18 protein-coding genes are annotated in these 21,950 nt (G+C 71.9%); 11 read left to right on the top strand and 7 right to left on the bottom strand.

Annotated features, from left to right (window positions below):
- Window positions 1-654: 654 nt before the first annotated feature.
- The 6 genes from F8O02_RS08015 (at window position 655) to F8O02_RS07990 (ending at window position 8,006) form a co-directional block, all read left to right on the top strand.
- Complete coding sequence (locus F8O02_RS08015) at window positions 655-1,374, top strand: TrmH family RNA methyltransferase (RefSeq protein WP_158036722.1); 720 nt, start codon at window positions 655-657, stop codon at window positions 1,372-1,374.
- A gap of 274 nt (window positions 1,375-1,648) precedes the next feature.
- Entirely contained in the window at window positions 1,649-3,466 is a 1,818-nt protein-coding gene (locus tag F8O02_RS08010) for a phosphoenolpyruvate carboxykinase (GTP) (protein WP_158036721.1), read from the top strand.
- Between the two features lie 200 nt (window positions 3,467-3,666).
- The gene (locus F8O02_RS08005) at window positions 3,667-5,454 is read left to right on the top strand and encodes a variant leucine-rich repeat-containing protein (RefSeq protein ID WP_158036720.1); all 1,788 of its coding nucleotides are present in this window, start codon (window positions 3,667-3,669) and stop codon (window positions 5,452-5,454) included.
- A gap of 108 nt (window positions 5,455-5,562) precedes the next feature.
- Window positions 5,563-6,852 (top strand): adenylosuccinate synthase, encoded by a 1,290-nt coding sequence (locus F8O02_RS08000; protein WP_158036719.1) that lies wholly within the window; start codon window positions 5,563-5,565, stop codon window positions 6,850-6,852.
- A 45-nt stretch (window positions 6,853-6,897) separates the two neighbouring features.
- Window positions 6,898-7,563, top strand: a complete 666-nt coding sequence (gene nth / locus F8O02_RS07995; RefSeq protein WP_158036718.1) for an endonuclease III — start codon at window positions 6,898-6,900, stop codon at window positions 7,561-7,563.
- Between the two features lie 92 nt (window positions 7,564-7,655).
- Window positions 7,656-8,006, top strand: a complete 351-nt coding sequence (locus F8O02_RS07990) for a hypothetical protein (protein WP_158036717.1) — start codon at window positions 7,656-7,658, stop codon at window positions 8,004-8,006.
- A gap of 148 nt (window positions 8,007-8,154) precedes the next feature.
- Here F8O02_RS07990 and F8O02_RS07985 read toward each other — a convergent pair whose 3' ends face one another.
- From F8O02_RS07985 to purD, 6 genes are all read right to left on the bottom strand, one after another.
- The gene (locus F8O02_RS07985) at window positions 8,155-8,571 is read right to left on the bottom strand and encodes a GNAT family N-acetyltransferase (RefSeq protein WP_158036716.1); all 417 of its coding nucleotides are present in this window, start codon (window positions 8,569-8,571) and stop codon (window positions 8,155-8,157) included.
- Between the two features lie 165 nt (window positions 8,572-8,736).
- On the bottom strand, window positions 8,737-11,046 hold the full coding sequence (gene purL, locus F8O02_RS07980; protein ID WP_158036715.1) for a phosphoribosylformylglycinamidine synthase subunit PurL: 2,310 nt from the start codon (window positions 11,044-11,046) through the stop codon (window positions 8,737-8,739).
- Between the two features lie 23 nt (window positions 11,047-11,069).
- On the bottom strand, window positions 11,070-11,855 hold the full coding sequence (gene purQ, locus F8O02_RS07975) for a phosphoribosylformylglycinamidine synthase subunit PurQ (RefSeq protein ID WP_158036714.1): 786 nt from the start codon (window positions 11,853-11,855) through the stop codon (window positions 11,070-11,072).
- A gap of 2 nt (window positions 11,856-11,857) precedes the next feature.
- Window positions 11,858-12,109, bottom strand: a complete 252-nt coding sequence (gene purS / locus F8O02_RS07970; RefSeq protein ID WP_158036713.1) for a phosphoribosylformylglycinamidine synthase subunit PurS — start codon at window positions 12,107-12,109, stop codon at window positions 11,858-11,860.
- A gap of 105 nt (window positions 12,110-12,214) precedes the next feature.
- Entirely contained in the window at window positions 12,215-13,093 is an 879-nt protein-coding gene (locus F8O02_RS07965) for a phosphoribosylaminoimidazolesuccinocarboxamide synthase (protein WP_158036712.1), read from the bottom strand.
- 57 nt (window positions 13,094-13,150) lie between these two features.
- Window positions 13,151-14,425 carry a phosphoribosylamine--glycine ligase gene (gene purD, locus F8O02_RS07960; protein WP_158036711.1) on the bottom strand — a complete coding sequence of 425 codons (1,275 nt, stop codon included), beginning with the start codon at window positions 14,423-14,425 and terminating at the stop codon, window positions 13,151-13,153.
- A gap of 114 nt (window positions 14,426-14,539) precedes the next feature.
- On the opposite strand from purD, the gene F8O02_RS07955 reads away from it, so the two are divergent.
- The 4 genes from F8O02_RS07955 to purM all read left to right on the top strand — a co-directional run bounded on the left by F8O02_RS07955 (window position 14,540) and on the right by purM (window position 18,166).
- On the top strand, window positions 14,540-14,917 hold the full coding sequence (locus F8O02_RS07955; protein WP_158036710.1) for a sterol carrier family protein: 378 nt from the start codon (window positions 14,540-14,542) through the stop codon (window positions 14,915-14,917).
- A gap of 30 nt (window positions 14,918-14,947) precedes the next feature.
- Complete coding sequence (locus tag F8O02_RS07950; protein WP_158036709.1) at window positions 14,948-15,415, top strand: hypothetical protein; 468 nt, start codon at window positions 14,948-14,950, stop codon at window positions 15,413-15,415.
- Complete coding sequence (gene purF / locus F8O02_RS07945; protein ID WP_404821184.1) at window positions 15,402-16,970, top strand: amidophosphoribosyltransferase; 1,569 nt, start codon at window positions 15,402-15,404, stop codon at window positions 16,968-16,970. Before F8O02_RS07950 ends, purF begins: the two co-directional genes overlap by 14 nt.
- 68 nt (window positions 16,971-17,038) lie before the next feature.
- Window positions 17,039-18,166: a phosphoribosylformylglycinamidine cyclo-ligase gene (gene purM, locus F8O02_RS07940; RefSeq protein WP_158036732.1), complete on the top strand. Its 1,128-nt coding sequence runs from the start codon at window positions 17,039-17,041 to the stop codon at window positions 18,164-18,166.
- A gap of 56 nt (window positions 18,167-18,222) precedes the next feature.
- Here the strand turns inward: purM and F8O02_RS07935 are convergent, their stop codons facing one another.
- A complete protein-coding gene (locus tag F8O02_RS07935) occupies window positions 18,223-18,414 on the bottom strand; it encodes a DUF3073 domain-containing protein (RefSeq protein ID WP_158036708.1) in 192 nt (63 codons plus the stop codon).
- A 226-nt stretch (window positions 18,415-18,640) separates the two neighbouring features.
- On the opposite strand from F8O02_RS07935, the gene F8O02_RS07930 reads away from it, so the two are divergent.
- Window positions 18,641-21,916, top strand: a complete 3,276-nt coding sequence (locus F8O02_RS07930; RefSeq protein WP_158036707.1) for an efflux RND transporter permease subunit — start codon at window positions 18,641-18,643, stop codon at window positions 21,914-21,916.
- Window positions 21,917-21,950: the final 34 nt, after the last annotated feature.

Here is a 21,950-nt window from a genome sequence, read left to right as displayed (position 1 = left end):
GAGACCGTCACCACCAGCAGCCCGTCGCGACGGTCGACGTGCTCGACATGGACATCGGGAAGACCCAGCAGAACGTCGCAGCGGGAACACGGATCAGTCGCAGAGCGCGCGGAAGCGCACCCCGAAGCAGGGTGAAGCACGTCGAGGTCCTCAGTCGGAATCAGATGGTTAGCACTTCTGATCCTCGGGGACCTCGACCCCTACCCTCGCGAACTCACCCGGCGCGCCCTACCCCCACCGGATGTCCGAAGAGCCTCCAAAGCATCCATCGTGACGTGACTTCTGCTGTGTCGTGCTCCGTCTGGTGACGTGCCCCCGCGCGGTGCTGCGTCGATGCCGTCTGGACACTGCAGGCCCGGTTCCTGTTCTCGGGCGCACATATGCACCGCTGCCTGTTCCGTACGTGCCCGGAGCCGTGCGCGACGACGGATACCGGACGACCAGCTCTCCAGTCTGTTCCGTACGTGCGGAGCCGTGGGCGGGCATTGCACCGGATCTTGATTCAGCATCTCATTCTCGTTTCAGCGCGAACAGCCGGTCTGGTGATGAATCCGGGTGAGGGTGCTGAGTCGGCATCACAGCGGTCGGCTCAGTCAGCGGCCCGCTGCGCACTCGACCCTGCGAACAGCCGTAGTCAGTGCATACAATCGCCCGGTGACCGACCGCCCCGCCCAGACTCCCGCCCAGCCCCTCGTTCCCTCCTCATCCCCGTCCTCTGGCTCGGTTCCCGTCCAGACTCCGAACCCCGCTTCAACACCCGAGCGCACCACCCATGGCGTCGGTCCCTGGCCGGGCGGCCCTGCGGCCTGGCCCGACGACTCCCGCTATGACCGCACGCTGCTCGCCGAGGGTGACACCCGCAATGTGATCGACCGGTACCGCTACTGGGCGATGTCCGCGATCGTCGCCGATCTCGACACACGGCGGCATCCGTTCCATGTCGCGATCGAGAACTGGCAGCACGACATGAACATCGGCTCGATCGTGCGCAGCGCCAACGCGTTCCTCGCCGAGCGGGTGCACATCATCGGGCGGCGGCGCTGGAACCGACGCGGGGCGATGGTCACTGACCGGTACCAGCACGTCGACCATCACGCATCCGTCGCTGACTTCGTGGTCTGGGCGCGCGGGGCGAGGCTGCCGATCATCGGCATCGACAACGTTCCGGGCTCGGTGCCGATCGAGCACGAGTCGCTGCCCGAGCGGTGCGTGTTCCTGTTCGGTCAGGAGGGTCCGGGGCTCAGCTCCGAGGCGCAGGCCGCCTGCGACCGGGTGCTCGAGATCACGCAGTTCGGGTCGACCCGGTCGATCAACGCGTCCGCCGCCGCGGCGATCGTGATGCACGATTGGGTGCGCGAGCACGCGATCGACTGACCGTGCCGTCCTCAGGATGCTGTTCCGCTCGCTGTGGATCGCGTCCCCGGCCCTGTGTCAGCTCCTCTTCGCTCGTGCGGGTGCCCGTGACCTGTGCAACGGCCATGCCCTGTCTCCGCACGCGGCAGCCGGGTCGCGCGGAAAATATATTGCGCGTATAGTGAATGTTCTCGCGGAGGGCCGATGGCGTCCCTGGTGAAGAAACAGTCAGCAGATCAGACAAAGCCACTGGCCGGCGCCGGGCGCCGGGCACCAACGGAGAGAGTCGAATTCCATGGTTCAGCAGATCGAGTCCGTCAGACGATGGGTGGAGGACTTCGCGAAGGTCCTCCAGCCCGACCGCATCGAGTGGGTTCAGGGCACGCGAGAGGAGTGGGATCGGCTCACGCAGCAGCTCGTCGATGGCGGCACGTTCACCCGGTTGAACCCTGAGAAGCGCCCCAACAGCTTCCTGGCACGCACCAACCCCACCGACGTCGCGCGCGTCGAGGACCGCACGTTCATCTGCTCCGAGCGCGAGGAGGACGCCGGGCCGACGAACAACTGGCGAGAGCCGGCCGCGATGCGCGCCGAGCTCACCGAGGCCTTCACCGGTGCGATGCGCGGGCGCACCATGTACGTTATCCCATTCTCGATGGGGCCGTTCGGGGGCGACATCTCGCAGGTCGGCATCCAGCTGACCGACTCGCCGTATGTCGTGGTCAGCATGATGCTGATGACCCGCGTGGACGACGCGAAGGCCGCCGAGCGGATCGCCGCCGGCGACGAGTGGGTGCCGGCCGTGCACTCGGTGGGGTACCCGCTGGTCGACGCTGAGGGGAACACCCGCTCCGACGTGCCGTGGCCGTGCAACAGCACCAAGTACATCGTCCAGTTCCCCGAGACCCGCGAGATCTGGTCGTACGGCTCGGGCTATGGCGGCAACGCGCTGCTCGGCAAGAAGTGCTACGCGCTGCGCATCGCCTCGGCGATGGGTCGCGACCAGGGCTGGCTCGCCGAGCACATGCTGCTCATCCGAGCGACCAGCCCGCAGGGCCGCGCATACCACATCACCGCCGCATTCCCATCCGCCTGTGGCAAGACGAACTTCGCGATGATGCGGCCACGCCTGGCCGGCTGGAAGGTCGAGACCCTTGGCGATGACATCGTGTGGATGCGCCCCAAGGCCGACGGCCGCCTGTACGCGATCAACCCGGAGAACGGCTTCTTCGGCGTGGCGCCCGGCACCGGGGTGCAGACGAACCCGAACGCCATCGAGGCACTGAAAGAGAACGTGATCTTCACGAACGTCGCGCTCACCGACGATGGCGACGTGTGGTGGGAGGGGCTCACACCCGAGGTGCCCGAGCACCTGATCGACTGGCAGGGCGACGACTGGACGCCGGACAGCCCGACGCCCGCCGCGCACCCGAACTCTCGCTTCACCGTGCGCGCCGAGCAGGCGCCGTCGATCGCCCCCGACTGGGACGCGCCCGAGGGCGTGCCTGTCGACGCGATCCTCTTCGGCGGTCGCCGCCGCACGAACACGCCGCTGGTGATGGAGGCTCGCTCGTGGCGCGACGGCGTGTACATCGGCGCGACCATGGCCAGCGAGCAGACCGCCGCCGCCGAGGGCACGGTCGGCAAACTGCGCCGCGACCCGTTCGCGATGCTGCCGTTCTGTGGCTACAACATGGCCGACTACTGGGGCCACTGGCTCGAGATCGGTGAGACGCTCGGCGAGAACGCCCCGCGTATCTACGGGGTCAACTGGTTCCGCCGCGGCAGCGACGGGTCGTTCCTGTGGCCGGGCTTCGGTGACAACTCGCGGGTGATCGACTGGATCGCCAAGCGGCTCGAGGGCGAGGCCGAGGGCGAGCAGACGCTGCTCGGCGTCATCCCCCGCGAAGAGGAGTTCGCGCTCGAGGGCACCGAGGTCACGGACGACGACTGGCGGCAGCTGTTCGATCTCGATCCGCGCGCCTGGCTCGACGAGACCGAGGATGCGGCCCGTTACTTCGCCATGTTCGGTGATCGGCTGCCCGAGCCGCTGCGGGAGCGTCTCGGCGAGCTGCGCGACCGGCTCGCGGACGCGGCGTCGGTCACTGCCTGACGAACCGTCCAGGTCGTATCGGGCCTCGCGTGCCTGGTCCCGCCCGTCGATCGCGGTCTGACGGGCACGCCGACACCGGAGCGACGGTCGTCCGCGCGTGGGCGGCTCCTCTGCCGTCGCTGGCCGGGTCGCAGATGTCTCGCAGCCGGTAGGCTGCTGCCTGGGTGGCGATCACCGGCGCGCCGCGGAGGGGGAGAGGCATGGCCGACACATCGGGGGCGAACACAGACGGGGCGGGACGGCTCGCCGCGCTGAGCGCCGAGCTGCGTTCGCCGGCGACGTCGCCGCAGCGGCTGGCGGAGATCGCCGCCGCCGAGCCGCGACTCGGGGCGATGGTCGCGGGTCATCCGCAGGCCTACCCCGCGCTCGTGCGTTGGATCGCCGCGAATGGGACGCCGGACGCACGTCAGGCGGCGACGGCCCGACTCCAGCAGGAGGCGGCACGACTGGCTGGCCCACCGCCACTGCCCGGCGACCGGGGCGCACCTGTCCCGGCCGCCGGCATGCCCGTAGCAGGCGGGGCCCGGCCAGCACCGGCGGTGATGGCCCCACTGGGGGCCGTCCCGCCGAGGCGGTCAGGTCAGCCCGCGTCGCAGCCCAGTCAGCCGGGCGCGCCCATGGGCCCCGGGATGACGCCCCCGGGTGGCGTCCCGTCCGGCGCCCGCCACCGTCGTCGTCGCCAGCTGATCGCGATCCTCGTGGTCGTGGCGCTCGTGATCGGCCTCGGCACCGGCGTGCTGTGGTGGTCCCTGCGCCATGCCGGCGGCCCCGGCAGCAACCCGTCGCGCACACCGGAGGCCGCGGCCACGGGGCTGTTGGAGGATCTGCAGGGCAAGGATCCACTGAGCCTCGTCGGGCGCATCTCGCCGAGCGAGGCGGAGGTGATCAGCCCGCTGACGGAACAGGTCGACAGCACCTCCTCGGGCTCCGGATCCGACTCCGGTTCCTCGGGCGGCGCCGCGCAGGTGTTCGCGCAGGTCAGGAAGGCGGTCGACAGCGTCCAGATCACCACCGATGGGCTCTCGGCGCCGCAGGCGGAGACCATCGGCGGTGACGAGGTCTCCCTCGTCACCTACGACTCGGGGCGAGTGTCCATCGAGGCGAGGGATCCGGACGCGTTGCAGGACGCGCTCCTCGACCTCGGCCGTGCCGCGGCCGCGGCGGAGGGAACGAGCCTCGCCGACAGTGACGAGGACGAGGTGCGCGACTTCGTCGACGGCATGCCCTACTCGCTCGACTTTGCCGAGTTCCGCGAGAAGAACGGCTACCCGCTGCCCATCGTCAGCGTCCGCGACGAGGGCGGCTGGTTCATCTCGCCGATGCTCTCCGTCGCACAGGGGCTGTTCAGCCAGGCGCAGCGGTCCGACTCCGACCTGCAGCGCGGCCGGCTCGTCACGGACGCGACTCGGCACGACTCCCCGGAGGAGGCGACCAAGGGGCTGGCCGAGGCCGTCGTGACCGGGGTGAACACCGGTGAGTGGTCCGGGGTCTCCGCGGAGCTGCCGGCTGCGGAGCGCCGGCTGTACAGCATGTACCTCATGCCGTCCAACCAGGAGCGCTCGACCGGGCGCTCAGACGTCCAGGTCACCCTGACCGCGAGCGAGGCGTCGGCGAGGGCCTCCGGTGACACCGCCCGGGTGGTCCTCGATGACTACGCGGTCTCGATCCGGCCGGACTCGTGGTATTCCGACGACTCGGTCACCGTGCGCGTCCAGGGGCTCGCCGTCACCTTCGAGGCGGCGGGGGAGACGGGGACCCTCGACCTGACCGCGCCGTCTCAGGCCGCCGACCTCGGCCTCGACCAGGTGGGGCTCGCGGCCCGGCGCGAGGACGGCAGCTGGCACGTCTCCCCGCTGTCTACCGCGGCCGTCATGACGCGGACGCTCACCGACCGCCTGACCGATCTCGACCGGCAGGGACGCCTGGAAGAGGTGCTTGCCGCGTACGTGCAGGAGATCGGCCGGCAGGTCGACCGGGAGTTCGACTAAACTGTTCGGGGCCGAGAGCCGGCCCGCCGGGCGACGCCCGGGAGCGAGAGCCGACGACGTCGGCCGTCCGCGCGCCGTGACCCGAAGACGACAAGAGGAGAGTGCCGCATGCCCGCCATAGTCCTGGTCGGAGCGCAGTGGGGTGACGAGGGGAAGGGCAAGGCCACCGACCTGCTCGGCGGCGACGTCGACTACGTTGTCAAGTACAACGGCGGCAACAACGCCGGCCACACGGTGGTGATCGGCGACGAGAAGTACGCGCTGCACCTGCTGCCAAGCGGCATCCTCACCCCGGGTACGATCCCGGTCATCGCCAACGGCGTGGTCGTCGACATCGAGGTGCTCTTCCAGGAGCTCGACGCCATCGAGGCGCGTGGTGTCGACGCGTCGAAGCTGCGGGTGAGCGCGAACGCCCACGTGATCACCAAGTACCACCGCGTGATCGACAAGGTCTCCGAGCGGTTCCTCGGCAAGCGGCAGATCGGCACGACCGGCCGGGGCATCGGACCCGCGTACGCCGACAAGATCAACCGGGTCGGCATCCGCGTCCAGGACATCTTCGACGAGAGCATCCTGCGGCAGAAGGTCGAGGCCTCCCTCGAGCGCAAGAACCAGATGCTCGTCAAGCTGTACAACCGACGGGCGATCGACCCGGACGAGGTCGTCGACGAGCTGCTCGGCTACGCCGACCGGCTGCGCCCGCTCGTGCACGACACGTCCCTCGAGCTCAACCAGGCGCTGGACGCCGGCAAGACCCTGCTGTTCGAGGGCGGGCAGGCGACGATGCTCGACGTCGACCACGGCACCTACCCGTTCGTGACCTCGTCGAACGCGACCGCCGGCGGCGCGTGCACCGGCTCCGGCGTCGCGCCGAACCGCATCGATCGCGTCGTCGCCGTCGCGAAGGCGTACGTCACCCGCGTGGGCGCCGGGCCGTTCCCGACCGAGCTGTTCGACGAGAGCGGCGACTACCTGCGCAAGGCCGGCTTCGAGTTCGGCGTGACCACCGGCCGCCCTCGCCGCACCGGCTGGTACGATGCGCTCGTCTCCCGCTACGCAGCCCGGGTCAACGGTGTGACCGACTTCGTGCTCACCAAGCTCGACGTGCTCACCGGGCTGGAGCGCATCCCCGTCTGCGTCGCCTACGACGTCGACGGCCGCCGGTTCGACGAGATGCCGGTCAACCAGTCCGACTTCCACCACGCGAAGCCGATCTACGAGTACTTCCCCGGCTGGACGGAGGACATCTCGCAGGCCCGCTCGTTCGACGAGCTGCCTGCCAACGCCCGCGCGTACGTCGAGCACCTCGAGGAGCTCTCCGGGGCGCGCATCTCGGTGGTCGGCACCGGTGCTGGCCGCGACGCGATCGTGCAGCGGCACAGTCTGCTGCACGAGTGAGGGGCCGGGGCGGGCAGTGACCAGTCGGGACGGGGCGCGGCGCCCATGACCACGTGGGCTGACGTGGAGCGGGAGAGCCCACTGGCGCGCACCCGGCGGGCGCGGCGAATGGGGCGCATCCTCGCCGAGACGTACCCGGAGGCGCACTGCGAGCTCGACTTCCGCTCGCCGTATCAGCTCATCACCGCCACCATCCTCTCGGCGCAGTGCACGGACGCCCGGGTCAACCGGGTCACCCCCGCGCTGTTCGCCCGGTACCCGACCCCGCAGGCGCTCGCCGCGGCTGACCCCGTCGAGCTGGAGTCGATCATCCGCTCCACCGGGTTCTTCCGGGCGAAGGCCCGCAACCTCATCGGCATGGCCCGGACGGTCACCGAGAGGTTCGGCGGTGAGATCCCGCGCACGCTCGACGATCTGGTGACCCTGCCGGGGGTCGGCCGGAAGACGGCCAACGTCGTGCTCGGCAACGCGTTCGGCGTGCCGGGGCTCACGGTCGACACGCACTTCGGCCGGCTCGTGCGCCGCTTCGGGTGGACGCGCGAGAAGGACCCGGTCAAGGTCGAGTTCGCGGTCGCCGCGCTCTTCCCACGCCGCGACTGGACACGACTGTCGCACGAGCTCATCTGGCACGGTCGCCGCATCTGCCACGCCCATCGGCCTGAATGCGGCATCTGCCCGCTCGCCCGGCTGTGCCCGTCGTTCGAGGCCTGACCGGAAGCGGGCCGGGTCACCGCCGGGTGGTCCGACGAAGTTGAGCGTCGCTTCCCTGTCATCGCCTCCACGGTCTCGATACAGTGGGGCGCATGACCTTCCTCATGTCACTGCTCGTGTTCCTGCATCTGGTCGGCGCTGCCGCGCTCGTCGGCGGCTGGTTCGCCACGTTCAGGACGCCGACGGTGACCGTCTGGCAGCTGGCCGGAGCGATCGTGCAGCTCGTCACAGGGCTCGCTCTGGTCGGCATCCTCGGGGCGACCCACGAGACGGTGAACTACGTGAAGATCACCGTGAAGCTCGTGCTCGCCGTGGCTGTCGCGGGCGCCGCGTTCGTCGGATACGGGCGGGCCGTGCGCGACGAGCAGGTGCCGGTCGGCATCGCCCACGCCGTCGGCGGGCTCGCACTCGTCAACATCGGCGTCGCCGCGCTCTGGCAGTGACCGCGGGGCCCGGCGTCGTGGCGCTGACCGGCCTGGCCGGGCCTCGGCGGCAGGCGTCGCTCGCAGCCTGATCGGGCCCGACCCGCCCCGGGGACGCCGCAGCAGCCCGATGGGTCGGCCTCCAGTCGTGACCGGCCTGCCCGCAGGATCAGGCGGCCGGTGAGAGCACGGCGCGGTAGTCGTCCGGGTGCCGTGCGAGCCAGCCGCTCGCGTAGGAGCAGGAGGCCATCAGCAGCGCGGGCTCACCGCTTGCGGTCGCCTCGGCGAGCACGTGGTCCGCGGCCGCGCGCACGAGCCGGCCGGCGAGCCCGCGGCCGCCATGCGTCGCGGCGACCTCGGTGTGGAGGAGATCCCAGCCGCTCCCGTCGCGGGCGTAGTCGATGCGACCGACCTCGCGGGGCGCCGTCGCCGGCGCGGTCGGGTCGGCGGCGAGCTCGAGCAGCACGAACGCCTCCTCGTCGGGGCGGTGCTCGATCACGAGCCTCTCGGCGACAGGGATACGCTCCGGGGTCCGGCTGCCGGGCTGCGTGCGGGCGTCGGTCGGATGCGGGGGCTGGCTGGTCATGCGCCGCAGCCTACCGGGCGCCGGCGGGGCGAGCCAGCAGCCGTATACGAACGTCCGCCCCGCCGGGGCCTCAGACGATGAGGCGACCCGACGGGGCGGACGTGTGATCGCGGCGGGCCGCCTGACGCGCGGGGCGGGAGCCCGGCGCGGGGCGACCTCGGCTGCTCAGTCGAAGTACCGGGGCAGCGTCCCGCGGCTCGTCGCGCGCAACGCTTCCACCGAGATGCTGAACAGGCCCTGCACGTCGAGGCCGGCGGTGCTGTCGGTCACGCCGATGCGCAGGCACGGGTAGTCGCGGGCGGCGAGCATCCCCTCGAAGCGCACTTGGTCCTCTCGGGCGACCGACACCAGCACGCGGCCGGTGGACTCGGAGAACAGCGCCGCCGTCGCGTCGATCTCGTCGCGCTCCAGGATCTCGTCGAGCCACACTCGGGCGCCGACGCCGAAGCGCAGCACCCCCTCGGCCAGGGCGAGGCCGAGGCCGCCCTCACTGAGGTCGTGGGCGGACGTGACCAGCCCCTCGCGGGCGAGGGAGGCGAGGATGCCGGCGAGCTGCCGCTCCTGGGCCATATCGACCGTCGGGGGCACGCCGCCGAGGTGGTCGTGCACCACGGCGGCCCATGCGGAGCCGTCGAGCTCGTCGTACGTGGTGCCGAGCAGGTAGAGGTTGTGGCCCTCGTCCTGCCAGCCGCTCGGCACGCGCCGGGCCACGTCGTCGATGATGCCGAGCACGCCGACCACTGGGGTCGGGTGGATCGGGGTGACGCCCGTCTGGTTGTAGAAGCTCACGTTGCCGCCGGTGACGGGGATGCCGAGCTCCCGGCAGCCGGCCGCGAGCCCCGCGGTGGCCTCGGCGAACTGCCACATCACCTCGGGGTTCTCGGGGCTGCCGAAGTTCAGACAGTCGGTCACCGCGGCGGGCACGGCGCCTGTGACGGCGACGTTGCGGTACGCCTCGGCGAGGGCGAGCTGGGCGCCGGCGCGCGGATCGAGCTGCGCGTAGCGGCCGTTCGCGTCCGTGGCCAGGGCGACGCCCAGACCGGAGGCCTCGTCGACGCGGATCATCCCGGCGTCCTCGGGGAACGAGAACGCGGTGTTGCCGAGCACGTAGTAGTCGTACTGGTCGGTGATGAGCGACTTGTCGGCCTCGTCCGGGCTGGCCACGATCGCCAGCAGCGCGTCACCGAGCCCCTCGCCGCTGTCGTCGCGCTCGAGGCCGTTCGCGGTGTCGGCCTGCAGGCCGTCGAGCCACTCTGGGCGGCGCACCGGGCGGTCGTAGACCGGCCCGTCGACGGCGACGGTGCGCGGCGGCACGTCGACGATCGTCTGGCCGCGCCAGCTGATCACGAGCCGGTCGCCGTCGGTGACCTCGCCGATGACCGAGGCCTCGACGTTCCAGCGGTCGGCGACGGCCAGGAACGCGTCGAGCCGGTCGGGACGTACGATCGCCATCATGCGCTCCTGTGACTCGCTCATGAGGATCTCCTCGGCGGTGAGCGTGGGATCGCGCAGCAGCACGTCGTCGAGCTCGATGCGCATGCCCCCGTCGCCGTTGGCGGCCAGCTCGCTCGTCGCGCACGAGATGCCGGCCGCGCCGAGATCCTGGATGCCCTCGACGAGTCCGTCGCGGAACAGCTCCATGCACATCTCGATCAGCAGCTTCTCGGCGAACGGGTCGCCTACCTGCACGGCGGGCCGCTTCGTCGGGCCGCCCTCGGTGAACGTGTCGGAGGCGAGGATCGACGCGCCGCCGATGCCGTCGCCGCCGGTGCGCGCCCCGAAGAGCACCACCTTGTTGCCGGCGCCGCGGGCGCTGGCCAGGTGCAGGTCGTCGTGGCGCAGCACGCCGAGCGCGAGCGCGTTGACGAGCGGGTTGGTCTGGTAGGTGGCGTCGAAGACGGTCTCGCCGCCGATGTTCGGCAGGCCAAGGCTGTTCGCGTACGTGGAGATGCCGCGCACGACGCCGTCGACGACCCGGCGGGTGTCGGGGTGCTCCACGTCGCCGAAGCGCAGCTGGTCCATCACGGCGACGGGGCGCGCGCCCATCGCGATGATGTCTCGAACGATGCCGCCCACGCCGGTCGCCGCGCCCTGGAATGGCTCGACGAAGCTGGGGTGGTTGTGGCTCTCGACCTTGAACGTCACCGCCCAGCCCTCGCCGATGTCGATGACGCCCGCGTTCTCGCCGATGCCGACGAGCATCCGCTCGCGCTGCTCGGCCGTGGTGTCGCCGAACTGGCGCAGGTATCGCTTGCTCGACTTGTAGGAGCAGTGCTCGCTCCACATCACCGAGTACATGGCCAGCTCGCCCGAGGTGGGGCGGCGGCCGAGGATGTCGCGGATGCGCTGGTACTCGTCGTCGGTGAGGCCGAGCTGGTCATACGGCTGGACGATGTCGGGGGTGGCGGCCGCGTGCTCGACGCTGTCGGGCTGGGGGACGGCCGCCGGGGTGGTGGTCTGCTGATCGGCGCTCATGTGACCGGTGCTTCCTTCGCTGCTCACTCGCGGATGCCGCTGTCGGCGGTGTGGTGGTCTGGGGCGTGCTCGACGGGCACGCGGTCCGCGGCCGGGGCGATGCCCAGCCGGGCGAGCACGGAGGTGAAGAACGTCAGGCCATCCGACCCCGAGCGCATCCGCTCCGGGATGTCCGGGCCGAACCCGGGCACGATCGCGTGCTCTGGATGCGGCATCAGCCCGACGACGTTGCCGGCCGCGTTGGCGATGCCGGCGATGTCGTGCAGCGAACCGTTCGGGTTGCCCAGGTAACGGGCGACGACGCGGCCGGAGCCCTCGAGCTCGTCGAGCGTGGCCTCGTCGGCGATGTAGCGTCCCTCGGCGTTCTTGATCGGGATGACGATCTCCTGGCCCGGACGGTACCCGCCCGTCCACGCGGTCTCGGTCGCCTCGATGCGCAGCGGCTGGTCGCGGCGGATGAAGCGCATGCCCTCGTTGCGCACGAGCGCCCCGGGCAGCAGGTGCGACTCGGTGAGCACCTGGAAGCCGTTGCAGATGCCGAGCACGGGCAGGCCGTCCTCGGCCGCCGCGATGATCGAGCGCATGATGGGCGACTGCGTGGCGAGCGCGCCGGCGCGCAGGTAGTCGCCGTAGCTGAACCCGCCGGGCAGCACGATCGCGTCCACGTCGTGCAGGTCGGGGTCGGCGTGCCACAGGGCCACGGGGTCGGCGCCGGCGAAGCGCACGGCGCGGCGGGCGTCCCCGTCGTCGAGGGTACCGGGGAAGGTGACGACGCCGATGCGGGCGACGCGGTCGGGCGCGGCGGTCACCGTCACGCCTCCTCGGCGCGGACGCTGACGACGTCCTCGATCACGGGGTTCGAGAACACGTCGGCGGCGACCTCGGCGATCGACGCGAGCAGCGCGTCGTCGACCTCGCCGTCGACCTCGACCTCGAAGCGCTTGCCGATGCGCACACCGGTGATCCGCTCGTGGCCGAGGCGCTGGAGCACCCCGGCGACCGCCTTGCCCTGGGGATCGAGGATCTCCGGCTTGGGCATGATTTCGACAATGATCTTGGCCACTTGGACTCGCCCTATCGTGCGTGAATGAGTGATGTGTCGGTGTCTGACGCGTCGCCCGACGCCCTCAAGTCTAGTGGCTCGGCCGTCGGGGCGGACGCGGCGCGGTCAGCCCCGCGGCGCGGGCTCGCCGGTGAGCCGCTCGAACAGCTCGCGGTAGCGCTGCGCGGTGCGGTCGACGATCTCGGCCGGCAGCGTCGGCGGCTCGCCGGCGCGATCCCAGTGCTCGGTGAGCCAGTCGCGCACGATCTGCTTGTCGAAGCTCTCGTGGCGCTTCCCCTGCTCCCAGGCCTCGCGGCTCCAGTAACGGGAGGAGTCGGAGGTGAGCACCTCGTCGGCGAGGGTGAGGTGGCCCAGGTCGTCGCCGAACTCGAACTTCGTGTCGGCGATGATCAGGCCGCGCTCCTCGGCGATCCCGGCACCCTGCCGGTACAGGGTCAGGGCGGCGTCGCGCACCTGCGCGGCGGGCTCGGCGCCGATCAGGTCGACCGTCTGCTCGAAGGTGATGTTCTCGTCGTGCTGGCCGGCCGGGGCCTTGAACGCGGGCGTGTAGATCGGCTCAGGCAGCCGGTCGCCGAACGCGAGCCCGGCGGGCAGCGCCACGCCGCAGATCGACCCGTGATCCCGGTACTCGGCCCAGGCGGAGCCGGCGACATAGCCGCGCACGACCGCCTCGAGCGGGTACATGCGCAGGCGCTTGGCGATGATCGCCCGGCCGGCCACCGGGTCGGGCACGTCGGTGCTCAGCAGGTGGTTGGGGAAGTCGAGCCGGTCGAACCACCACAGGGCGAGCTGGTTGAGCAGCCGGCCCTTGCCGGGGATCGGCGGCTCGAGCATGTGGTCGAACGCGCTGACCCGGTCGGAGGCGACCATGAGCACCTGGTCGGCGGTGTCGAGCGACCCGGCGCTGATCGGGACGTAGAGATCGCGGACCTTGCCGGAGTAGACGTGGTGCCAGCCGGGCAGGTCGATGGAGGTCGGGGACATGATCACCTTTCGCGGTCGGTGTTCGTCGTGCGGGCGCACCGTCGGCGACGGCGACGGTCAGTGGGCCGCGCTCAGCAGATTCGGTCGCGTCCGGCTCGCGTCGGCGATGTCGGAGCGATGCTGGGAGCCCTCCAGGCGGATGCACCCGATGCCAGCATACGCCGCGGCCCGGGCCGCCTCGAAGTCGTCGGCCACCGCCACGACGTCCACGACGCGGCCGCCCGTGGCCACCAGCCGGTCACCCTCGCGCGCCGTCGCCGCATGGATGACGCTCACGCCGGGCAGCGCCTCCGCCTCGTCGAGCCCGGTCAGCTCGCGGCCGGTGATCGCGTGCGCCGGGTAGCCCTCGCTGGCGACGACGACGGTGATCGCGCAGCGGTCGGCGAACACCGGCGCGGGCACCGTGTCGAGCCGGCCCTCGGCGGCCGCGAGCAGCAGGGCGGAGAGATCGTCCTCGAGCCGGGGCAGCACCACCTGCGTCTCCGGGTCGCCGAAGCGGGCGTTGAACTCGATCACGCGCACGCCCGCGGGTGTGACGATGAGGCCGCAGTACAGCAGGCCGCGGAAGGGCGCGCCGCGGCGCGCGAGCTCGGTGACCGTGGGCTGGGCGACGCGGTCGCGCACCTCGGCGACGAACCCCTCCGACAGCCACGGCAGCGGGGAGTAGGCGCCCATGCCGCCGGTGTTCGCCCCGGTGTCGCCGTCGCCGATGCGCTTGTAGTCCTGCGCGGGGCTGAGCGGCACCGCGCGCTCGCCGTCGGCGAGGAAGAACAGCGAGACCTCCTGGCCGGAGAGGAACTCCTCGACGAGCACGGTCTGTGCGATGAACCGCTCGGCGTGCGCGAGCGCGGCCCGCCGGTCGTCGGTGACGATCACACCCTTGCCGGCCGCGAGGCCGTCGGCCTTGACCACGTAGGGCGCGCCGAACGCGTCGAGCGCCCGGGCCGCCTCGTCGAGCGTGGCGGCGCGCACGGCCCGGCCGGTGGGCACGCCGGCGGCGGCCATCACGTCCTTGGCGAAGCTCTTGGAGCCCTCGATGCGGGCCGCGGCCTGGTCGGGGCCGAACACCGGCACGCCCGCCGCGCGCACCGCGTCGGCGACGCCCGCGACGAGCGGCGCCTCGGGGCCGATCACGACGAGGTCGGGGTGATCCCGCTCGACCTGCGTGACCACCGCGTCCGGGTCGGTCGGGTCGAGGTCGACGACCGGCACGTCGCGGGCGATGCCGGCGTTGCCGGGCGCGGCCGTGATCACATGGTCGACGGGGTCGGAGAGCAGGCGACGGATGATGGCGTGCTCGCGCGCGCCGGAGCCGAGTACGAGGATCTTCACGGCCCCCAGCGTAGTGGACGCGGCGGGCGCGGGTCGGGGCAGCTGGCCGGGGCGCGCGGGCCGTCCGGTGAACGCCGCGCGGTGGGGCGCGGGCGCGGCGATAGGATCCCGGGTATGGTGCGCAGGATCGACGAGCGGGTGGGTCTGGCCGCGTTCGACGCGGCGATCGCGGCGGAGCGGGCGGGGGAGGGCGTGCCCCGGGCCGTGCTCGCGACGGCCGTGCGCTGGTCGCTGCAGGCGCTCGCCGACGAGCATCCCGGCCACGCGGTCGAGGTGCGGGTGCCGCCATACGGCGCGGTGCAGTGCATCGCCGGGCCCCGACACACCCGCGGCACCCCGCCGAACGTGATCGAGACGGACGCGGTCACCTGGCTCGGCCTTGCGAGCGGCCGGGTGCGCTGGGCCGACGCGCTCGCGGCGGGTGCGATCGACGCGTCCGGCGTGCGCGCGCATCTCGACGGGATGCTGCCGGTGCCCGGGCTGCGGCGCTGAGGCCCGCCCCGTGTGCGGTAGGGTGGCGGGGTGACGCGACAGACGGAACAGGTGCGGGTGCGACTGCGCCGGGCCCCGAAGCTGCTGCCGTTCGCGGTGTTCGGCGCCGTGCTCGGGGTGGTCGCGGCGGCCGTGTGGTCGCTGGTGGCGATGGCCCAGCCCGCTGATGACGCCCAGAGTCAGACCACCCGCCAGCTCTCCCCGATGCAGGCCTTCGGGCTGCTCGCCGTCGTGCTCGCGCTCGCGGGCGTGGCCGTGATGCTCGTGATCGCGCTCGTGATCGACCGGGTGTCGGCCCGACGGGCCCGCCTGGTGGACGCGGTGCACGAGCGGGTGACGCCGGTCGCCCCCGCGGACAGGGCCACCGCGACGGCCGAGGGCGGCGCTGGCCGCGAGGCGGCGCACGGTGAGACACTGGAGACAAGGGGAGTGCGAGGGCCTCGAGCCGTCGCGCCCGAGCGCATCCAAGACGCAAGGAGCGACCGTGACGTACGGTGACCGCATGCTCGACCCGGACGGTCTCGAGGCGGATCACGCCCCGAAGGACGAATGCGGCGTGTTCGGCGTGTGGGCGCCGGGCGAGGAGGTCGCCAAGCTCACCTACTACGGGCTGTTCGCACTGCAGCACCGTGGCACGGAGTCGGCGGGCATCGCCACCTCCGACGGGCACCAGATCATGGTCTACAAGGACATGGGCCTGGTGTCGCAGGTGTTCGACGAGTCGTCGCTGAACACGCTCGTCGGCCACATCGCCGTTGGCCACAACCGCTACTCGACGACCGGGCGCTCCACCTGGGCGAACGCGCAGCCGACGCTCGGTCGCACCGCCAAGGGCACCGTCGCCCTCGGACACAACGGCAACCTCACCAACACCGCCGAGCTCGTGCGGCTGCTGCACCGGCTGCACCCCGACCAGCGCTTCGGCGAGCTCTCCCACGGCAACACGACCGACACGGCGGTGCTCACCGCTCTGTTCAGCGGCGACGCCGACCACACGCTCGAGGCCACCGCGATGGAGATCCTCCCGCAGGTGCGCGGCGCGTTCTGCCTCGTGTTCATGGACGAGCACACGCTGTACGCGGCCCGTGACCCGCAGGGGGTGCGCCCGCTCGTGCTCGGCCGCCTCGAGCGCGGTTGGGTCGTGGCCAGTGAGACTGCCGCGCTCGACATCGTCGGCGCGTCCTTCGTGCGCGAGGTGGAGCCCGGTGAGCTCATCGCGATCGACGAGGACGGTGTGCGCTCGCAGCGCTTCGCCGAGACGCACCGCGCCGGCTGCGTGTTCGAGTACGTCTATCTGGCCCGGCCCGACACCACGATCCACGGCCGCTCGGTCAACGCCTCGCGCATTGAGATGGGCCGCGCCCTCGCCCGCGAGTACCCCGTCGACGCGGATCTCGTCATCCCCACACCGGAGTCCGGCACCCCCGCGGCGATCGGCTACTCGCAGGAGTCGGGCATCCCGTACGGGCAGGGGCTCGTGAAGAACGCGTACGTCGGCCGCACGTTCATCCAGCCGTCGCAGACGATCCGGCAGCAGGGCATCCGGCTGAAGCTCAACCCGCTGCGCGAGGTGATCCGCGGGCGGCGACTCGTCGTCATCGACGACTCGATCGTGCGCGGCAACACGCAGCGTGCCCTCGTGGCGATGCTGCGCGAGGCCGGCGCGGCCGAGGTGCACGTGCGCATCTCCGCGCCGCCGATCACCTGGCCGTGCTTCTACGGCATCGACTTCGCCTCCCGGGCCGAGCTGATCGCCTCGGGCGCGACCGTCGAGGAGATCCGCCGCATGATCGGCGCCGACACCCTCGGGTACCTGAGTCTCGAGGGGATGATCACTGCGACCGAGCAGCCGGAGGGCGAGCTGTGCGCCGCGTGCTTCACCGGCCGGTACCCGATCCCGCTGCCGACCTCGGACGAGCTCGGCAAGGACCTGCTCGAGCATGAGGCGCCCGCGGCCTGCCAGGCGGGGCCGGACACCGAGCTCGACGGGCTCGCCGCCGGGGCCCGCCCCGGCATCACCCACGGCCGCCTCTCCGCGGCCGAGGGCCGATGACGGGGCGACCGGCGCGCCGTCGCGGCGCGTGGCCGGGCGGGCGGTCCGCCCGAGACAGCAGCATGAGCATGAGAGACGAGGAACAACCCGTGAGCCTGTACGCCGAGTCCGGAGTCGACACCGCCGCCGGCGACCGCGCCGTCGAGCTGATGAAGGCCGCGGTGCAGGCCACGCACGGCCCCGAGGTGATCGGAGGCGTGGGCGGCTTCGCCGGCATGTTCGACGCCGCGGCGCTCAGGGGCCTCGACCACCCGGTGCTCGCCACCTCCACGGACGGCGTGGGCACGAAGGTCGCGATCGCCCAGGCGCTCGACCGGCACGACACGATCGGCCAGGATCTCGTCGGCATGGTCGTCGACGACATCGTGGTCATCGGTGCCAGGCCGCTGTTCATGACCGACTACATCGCCTGCGGGCACGTGGTGCCGGAGCGCATCGCCGAGATCGTCGGCGGCGTGGCCCGGGCCTGCGGTGAGACGGGCACGGCGCTCGTCGGTGGCGAGGTCGCGGAGCATCCTGACCTGCTCGGCCCGGACGACTACGACGTGGCTGGTGCGGCGACCGGCGTGGTGGATCTCGACGCCCGACTCGACCCGAGCCGGGTGCGGCCCGGGGACGCGGTGATCGCCCTGGCCTCCAGCGGCCTGCACTCGAACGGCTACTCACTCGTGCGGCGCGTGCTCGCAGACGCGGGTGTGGGCTACGGTGACCGGGTCGACGAGCTCGGCGGACCGATCGGGGAGGCCCTGCTCGAGCCGACCCGGCTGTACACGACCCCGGTGCTGCGGGTGCTCGACGGCGCGGCGACCCGGGGGGCGGTCCACATGTTCAGCCACATCACCGGCGGCGGCATCGCGGCGAACGTGGCGCGCGTGCTGCCCTCCGGCACGTGGGTGGAGATCGACCGGGCGACGTGGTGTCCGCCGGTCGTGTTCCGGGTGCTCGCCGACCTCGGCGGGTTCGAGCTTGGCGCGGTCGAGGACACCTGGAACCTCGGGATCGGCATGGTCGCCGTCGTCGCCGCGGATCGCGCGGACGCCGTCGCCGCGGCCTTCACCGCGCAGGGCGTGCCCGCGTGGCGAGTGGGGACGGTGTCGGACGCGGCCCGGGATCTCGCCGCGGACGGGTTCACCGTCGGCGCGAAGGGCGTGCACGCGGGCGGCGTGCGGCTGGTCGGGACGTTCGCCGGGGAATGAGAGAAAACCGCCCCGCGGTTCAGGCGGGGCGGTTCGTCACGCGGGACGGGCGGCGCTCAGCGCTCGTCGTCCTCCCGATCATCCTCGGCGGGGTAGTGGTAGGCGTTCCAGTCCTCCTCCGCCGACTCGTCGTGATGCGCGCTGCTGCGCAGCTCGCGCTCCAGCGCCTCGTAGTCGGTGGCGGGAACGTTGTACTTGAGCTGGCGGGCGACTTTCGTGTGCTTCGCCTTCTGGCGGCCGCGTCCCATGAACGAGACCTCCTGTCATGATCTCCTCGGCTGGCGTGCCCGGGCGCGGAGGGCACCCGACACAGACTGAGCGGCAGTCTATCACGCATGTGGCATGTGTCCCGGAACCGTCGGTCGGCCCCGCCGCGCTGTGGAAGAATGGCGTCATCTCCGTCCGCCTGTCGAGCGGACGTCGGCGAGACTGCTCGGGGCGCCGTGCCACGAGCCGTGAGAGGCGAGGAGCGCCATGTCCGCACTGACCAGACTGAGCCTGCGCAACCGGGCGCTGATCGCCCTGATCACCGTCGTCGCCGCGGTCTTCGGCGTCGTGGCGATGACCGGGGCCCGGCAGGAGCTCATGCCCGACGTCGAGCTGCCGATCGTGGTGGTCCAGTCGACCGAGGCGGGGGTCGCGCCGGATGTGGTCGACACCCAGATCAGCACGCCGATCGAGACGGCGGTGCAGAGCGTCGAGGGCATCGAGTCCACGTCCTCGACCTCCACGACCGGTTCGTCCACGGTCACCGTCGAGTTCGCGTTCGGCACCGACCGCGTCGATGCCGAGCAGAAGGTGCGTCAGGCGGTCAGCCGCATCTCCGCGCAGCTGCCGGACGGGCTCGACCCCGTCATCGCCAGCGGCTCCACCTCGGACATGCCCGTGGTGATGCTCGCCGCCTCGTCGTCCACGCTTGACCCCGTGGACGTCGCCGACCGGGTGCGCGAGAACGTCACCGCCGACATCGAGCGCCTCGACGGGGTGGCCCAGGCGACGGTGATGGGCGGCGGCAGCCGCGAGATCCGTGTCACCCCGGACCCCGAGGCGCTGCAGGCGCACGGCCTCACCGCGGCCTCGATCACTCAGGCGCTGCAGGCAGACGGCGTGGTCGCCGGCGCCGGCCAGGTCACCGATGGCGACCTCGACCTCTCCGTGCGTGTCGGCAGCCGCTACACCTCCACGGATGACGTGGCGGACCTGCCGCTGCTGCCCGCCGCGACGAGCGCGACCACGAGCGCGTCGAGCGTGTCCCAGGCGGGGGCGACCGCGACATCCGCCGCCGTGGCGCCCGTGCGGCTCGGTGACGTGGCCGCGGTGGAGCTCGTCCAGGCGCCCCAGACGGGCATCAGCCGGGTCGACGGCGAGCCGGCCGTCACCATCCAGGTGACGAAGAAGGCGGAGGGCAACACCGTCGCTGTCTCGCGCGCGATCGCCGACGACCTGGCCACGTTGCAGGCGAACGCGGGCGACGACGTGTCGCTGTCGGTCATCTACGACCAGGCGCCCTCGATCGAGCAGTCGATCTCGTCTCTGACGACGGAGGGCATGCTCGGCCTCGTCTTCGCCGTGCTCGTCATCCTCGTCTTCCTGCTCTCGGCGCGCTCGACGCTCGTCACCGCGATCTCGATCCCGCTGTCGCTGCTCATCACCTTCATCGGCATCGAGGCGGTCGGCTACTCACTCAACGTGCTCACCCTGGGTGCTCTCACGATCGCGATCGGCCGCGTCGTCGACGACGCGATCGTCGTCATCGAGAACATCAACCGGCACATGGAGCACGACCCGGATGGCGACCGGGCCCGGGTCATCCTGCGCGCCGTGCGCGAGGTGGCCGGCGCGATCACCGCGTCGACGCTCACCACGGCGGCGGTGTTCTTGCCGGTCGGCTTCGTCGGCGGGGTCGTCGGCGAGCTGTTCCGGCCGTTCGCGTTCACCGTGGTCATCGCCCTGCTCGCCTCGCTGCTCGTCGCCCTGACGATCGTGCCGGTGCTTGCCTACTGGTTCCTGCGGGCGCGGCGCCACGCGGCCGACACGGGGCGGGCCCGGGGCGACGACACGTCCGTCGCGGCCGACGCCGGGGGCCGGGCGGCATCCGCCGATCCGGTCGCGCGCCGCGAGCGGGACCATTCCGCCGTGCTCGCCGGGGAGGAGCGCACCCGGCTGCAGCGCGGGTATGAGCCCGTGCTGCGCGGGGTGCTCGCGCACCCGTGGGTCACTGTCATCGCCGCGGTCGCTGTGCTCGGCGCGACCCTCGCTCTCACCCCGCTCATGCAGACGAACTTCATCGGCGACAGCGGCGAGACCACCGCCTCCGTCACTCAGCGGCTGCCCTCCGGCACGAGCCTCGAGGCGGCCCAGCGCCGCGCTGAGCCGCTGGAGAGCGCCCTGCGCGACGTCGCGGGCGTCGAGACCGTGGCCACCACGATCGGCAGCTCGGGCGGGCTGACCGCCGCGTCGTTCCTGGGCGGCGGTGGGGCCGACTCGACGAGCTTCCAGATCGCCTACGCTGACGACGCCGACGCGGAGCAGGTGCAGCAGGACCTGCGCGCCGTGCTCAACGCGCAGCCGGACGCCGACGACCTGAGTCTGTCGACCTCCGGCGCGAGCGGGGTGTCCAACGACGTCACGATCGACGTGACCGCCCCGGATGACGAGCGGCTCGCCGCGGCGACCGACGTCCTCATGACCGGGCTGCAGGACGTCGACGACGTCGCCGGCATCGAGAGCAGCCTCGCCAGCGACATCGACACGGTGCACGTCGCGGTGCGCCGCGACGTCGCCGCCGAGCACGGCATGACCGAGGCGCAGATCATCGGCGCCGTCTCCGCGGTGATGAACCCCCAGCAGGCCGCGACTGCGCAGATCGACTCGACGGACGTCTCGATCGTCGTGCGCGAGGCCGACCAGCCGCAGGATGTCGACGCGCTGCGCGCGCTGACGATCACCACCCCGACCGGCGACGTGCGGCTCGACACGCTCGCCGACGTGACGATGGAGCAGGTGCCCCGCTCGATCTCCAGCGAGCGGGGGCGGCGGTCGGCGACGATCACGATCACCCCGGCGGGCGAGAGCCTCAACACCGTCTCCGCCGGGGTCAGCCGCGTGCTCGACGAGACCGAGCTGCCTGCCGGGGCCGACGCGGCTGTGGGCGGGGTGCTCAGCGAGCAGAGCTCCGCGTTCCGCAGCCTGGGCCTCGCGCTGCTGGCCGCGATTCTGATCGTGTACGTCATCATGGTGGCCACGTTCCGGTCGCTGCGCCAGCCGCTGCTGCTGCTGGTGTCGATCCCGTTCGCCGCGACCGGGGCGCTGGCCGCCCTGCTGATCACCGGCACCCCGCTCGGTGCGGCCTCGCTCGTGGGCCTGCTCATGCTCGTCGGCATCGTGGTGACCAACGCGATCGTGCTCATCGACCTGGTCAACCAGTTCCGCGCCCGGGGGATGGCCGTGCACACCGCGCTCCTGGAGGGTGCCTCGCGTCGACTGCGGCCGATCCTGATGACCGCGGCGGCCACGGTGTTCGCGCTGCTGCCGATGGCGCTCGGCATCACCGGCCACGGCGGGTTCATCTCGCAGCCGCTGGCGCTCGTGGTCATCGGCGGTCTGGTCTCGTCGACCCTGCTGACGCTCGCGGTGCTGCCGGCGCTGTACTGGCTCGTCGAGGGGCATGCGGAGCGGCGGGCCGCCCGGCACGCCGCGTCCGCCGGCCCGGTCGACTCGGCGGAGACGGGGACGGCCGACCCCGAGTGACGAGGACGGCCAGGTGCCGCGGGAGCGGCAGGAG

Origin of the sequence: Pseudoclavibacter caeni (assembly GCF_008831125.1) — a bacterium.
GTDB classification, from domain to species: Bacteria; Actinomycetota; Actinomycetes; order Actinomycetales; family Microbacteriaceae; genus Pseudoclavibacter_A; species Pseudoclavibacter_A caeni.
The sequence above is the reverse complement of the archived record's forward strand: the minus strand, read 5'-3'. Positions and strand labels throughout refer to the sequence as shown.

What these genes read in the sequence shown, in the direction of transcription:
- F8O02_RS08010 (WP_158036721.1), top strand. Translation starts at nt 1,649, where the DNA reads ATGGTTCAGCAGATCGAGTCCGTCAGACGATGGGTGGAGGACTTCGCG.
- F8O02_RS08005 (WP_158036720.1), top strand. Translation starts at nt 3,667, where the DNA reads ATGGCCGACACATCGGGGGCGAACACAGACGGGGCGGGACGGCTCGCC.
- F8O02_RS08000 (WP_158036719.1), top strand. Translation starts at nt 5,563, where the DNA reads ATGCCCGCCATAGTCCTGGTCGGAGCGCAGTGGGGTGACGAGGGGAAG.
- nth (WP_158036718.1), top strand. Translation starts at nt 6,898, where the DNA reads ATGACCACGTGGGCTGACGTGGAGCGGGAGAGCCCACTGGCGCGCACC.
- F8O02_RS07990 (WP_158036717.1), top strand. Translation starts at nt 7,656, where the DNA reads ATGACCTTCCTCATGTCACTGCTCGTGTTCCTGCATCTGGTCGGCGCT.
- F8O02_RS07985 (WP_158036716.1), bottom strand. Translation starts at nt 8,571, where the DNA reads ATGACCAGCCAGCCCCCGCATCCGACCGACGCCCGCACGCAGCCCGGC.
- purL (WP_158036715.1), bottom strand. Translation starts at nt 11,046, where the DNA reads ATGAGCGCCGATCAGCAGACCACCACCCCGGCGGCCGTCCCCCAGCCC.
- F8O02_RS07965 (WP_158036712.1), bottom strand. Translation starts at nt 13,093, where the DNA reads ATGTCCCCGACCTCCATCGACCTGCCCGGCTGGCACCACGTCTACTCC.
- F8O02_RS07955 (WP_158036710.1), top strand. Translation starts at nt 14,540, where the DNA reads ATGGTGCGCAGGATCGACGAGCGGGTGGGTCTGGCCGCGTTCGACGCG.
- purM (WP_158036732.1), top strand. Translation starts at nt 17,039, where the DNA reads ATGAGAGACGAGGAACAACCCGTGAGCCTGTACGCCGAGTCCGGAGTC.
- F8O02_RS07935 (WP_158036708.1), bottom strand. Translation starts at nt 18,414, where the DNA reads ATGGGACGCGGCCGCCAGAAGGCGAAGCACACGAAAGTCGCCCGCCAG.
- F8O02_RS07930 (WP_158036707.1), top strand. Translation starts at nt 18,641, where the DNA reads ATGTCCGCACTGACCAGACTGAGCCTGCGCAACCGGGCGCTGATCGCC.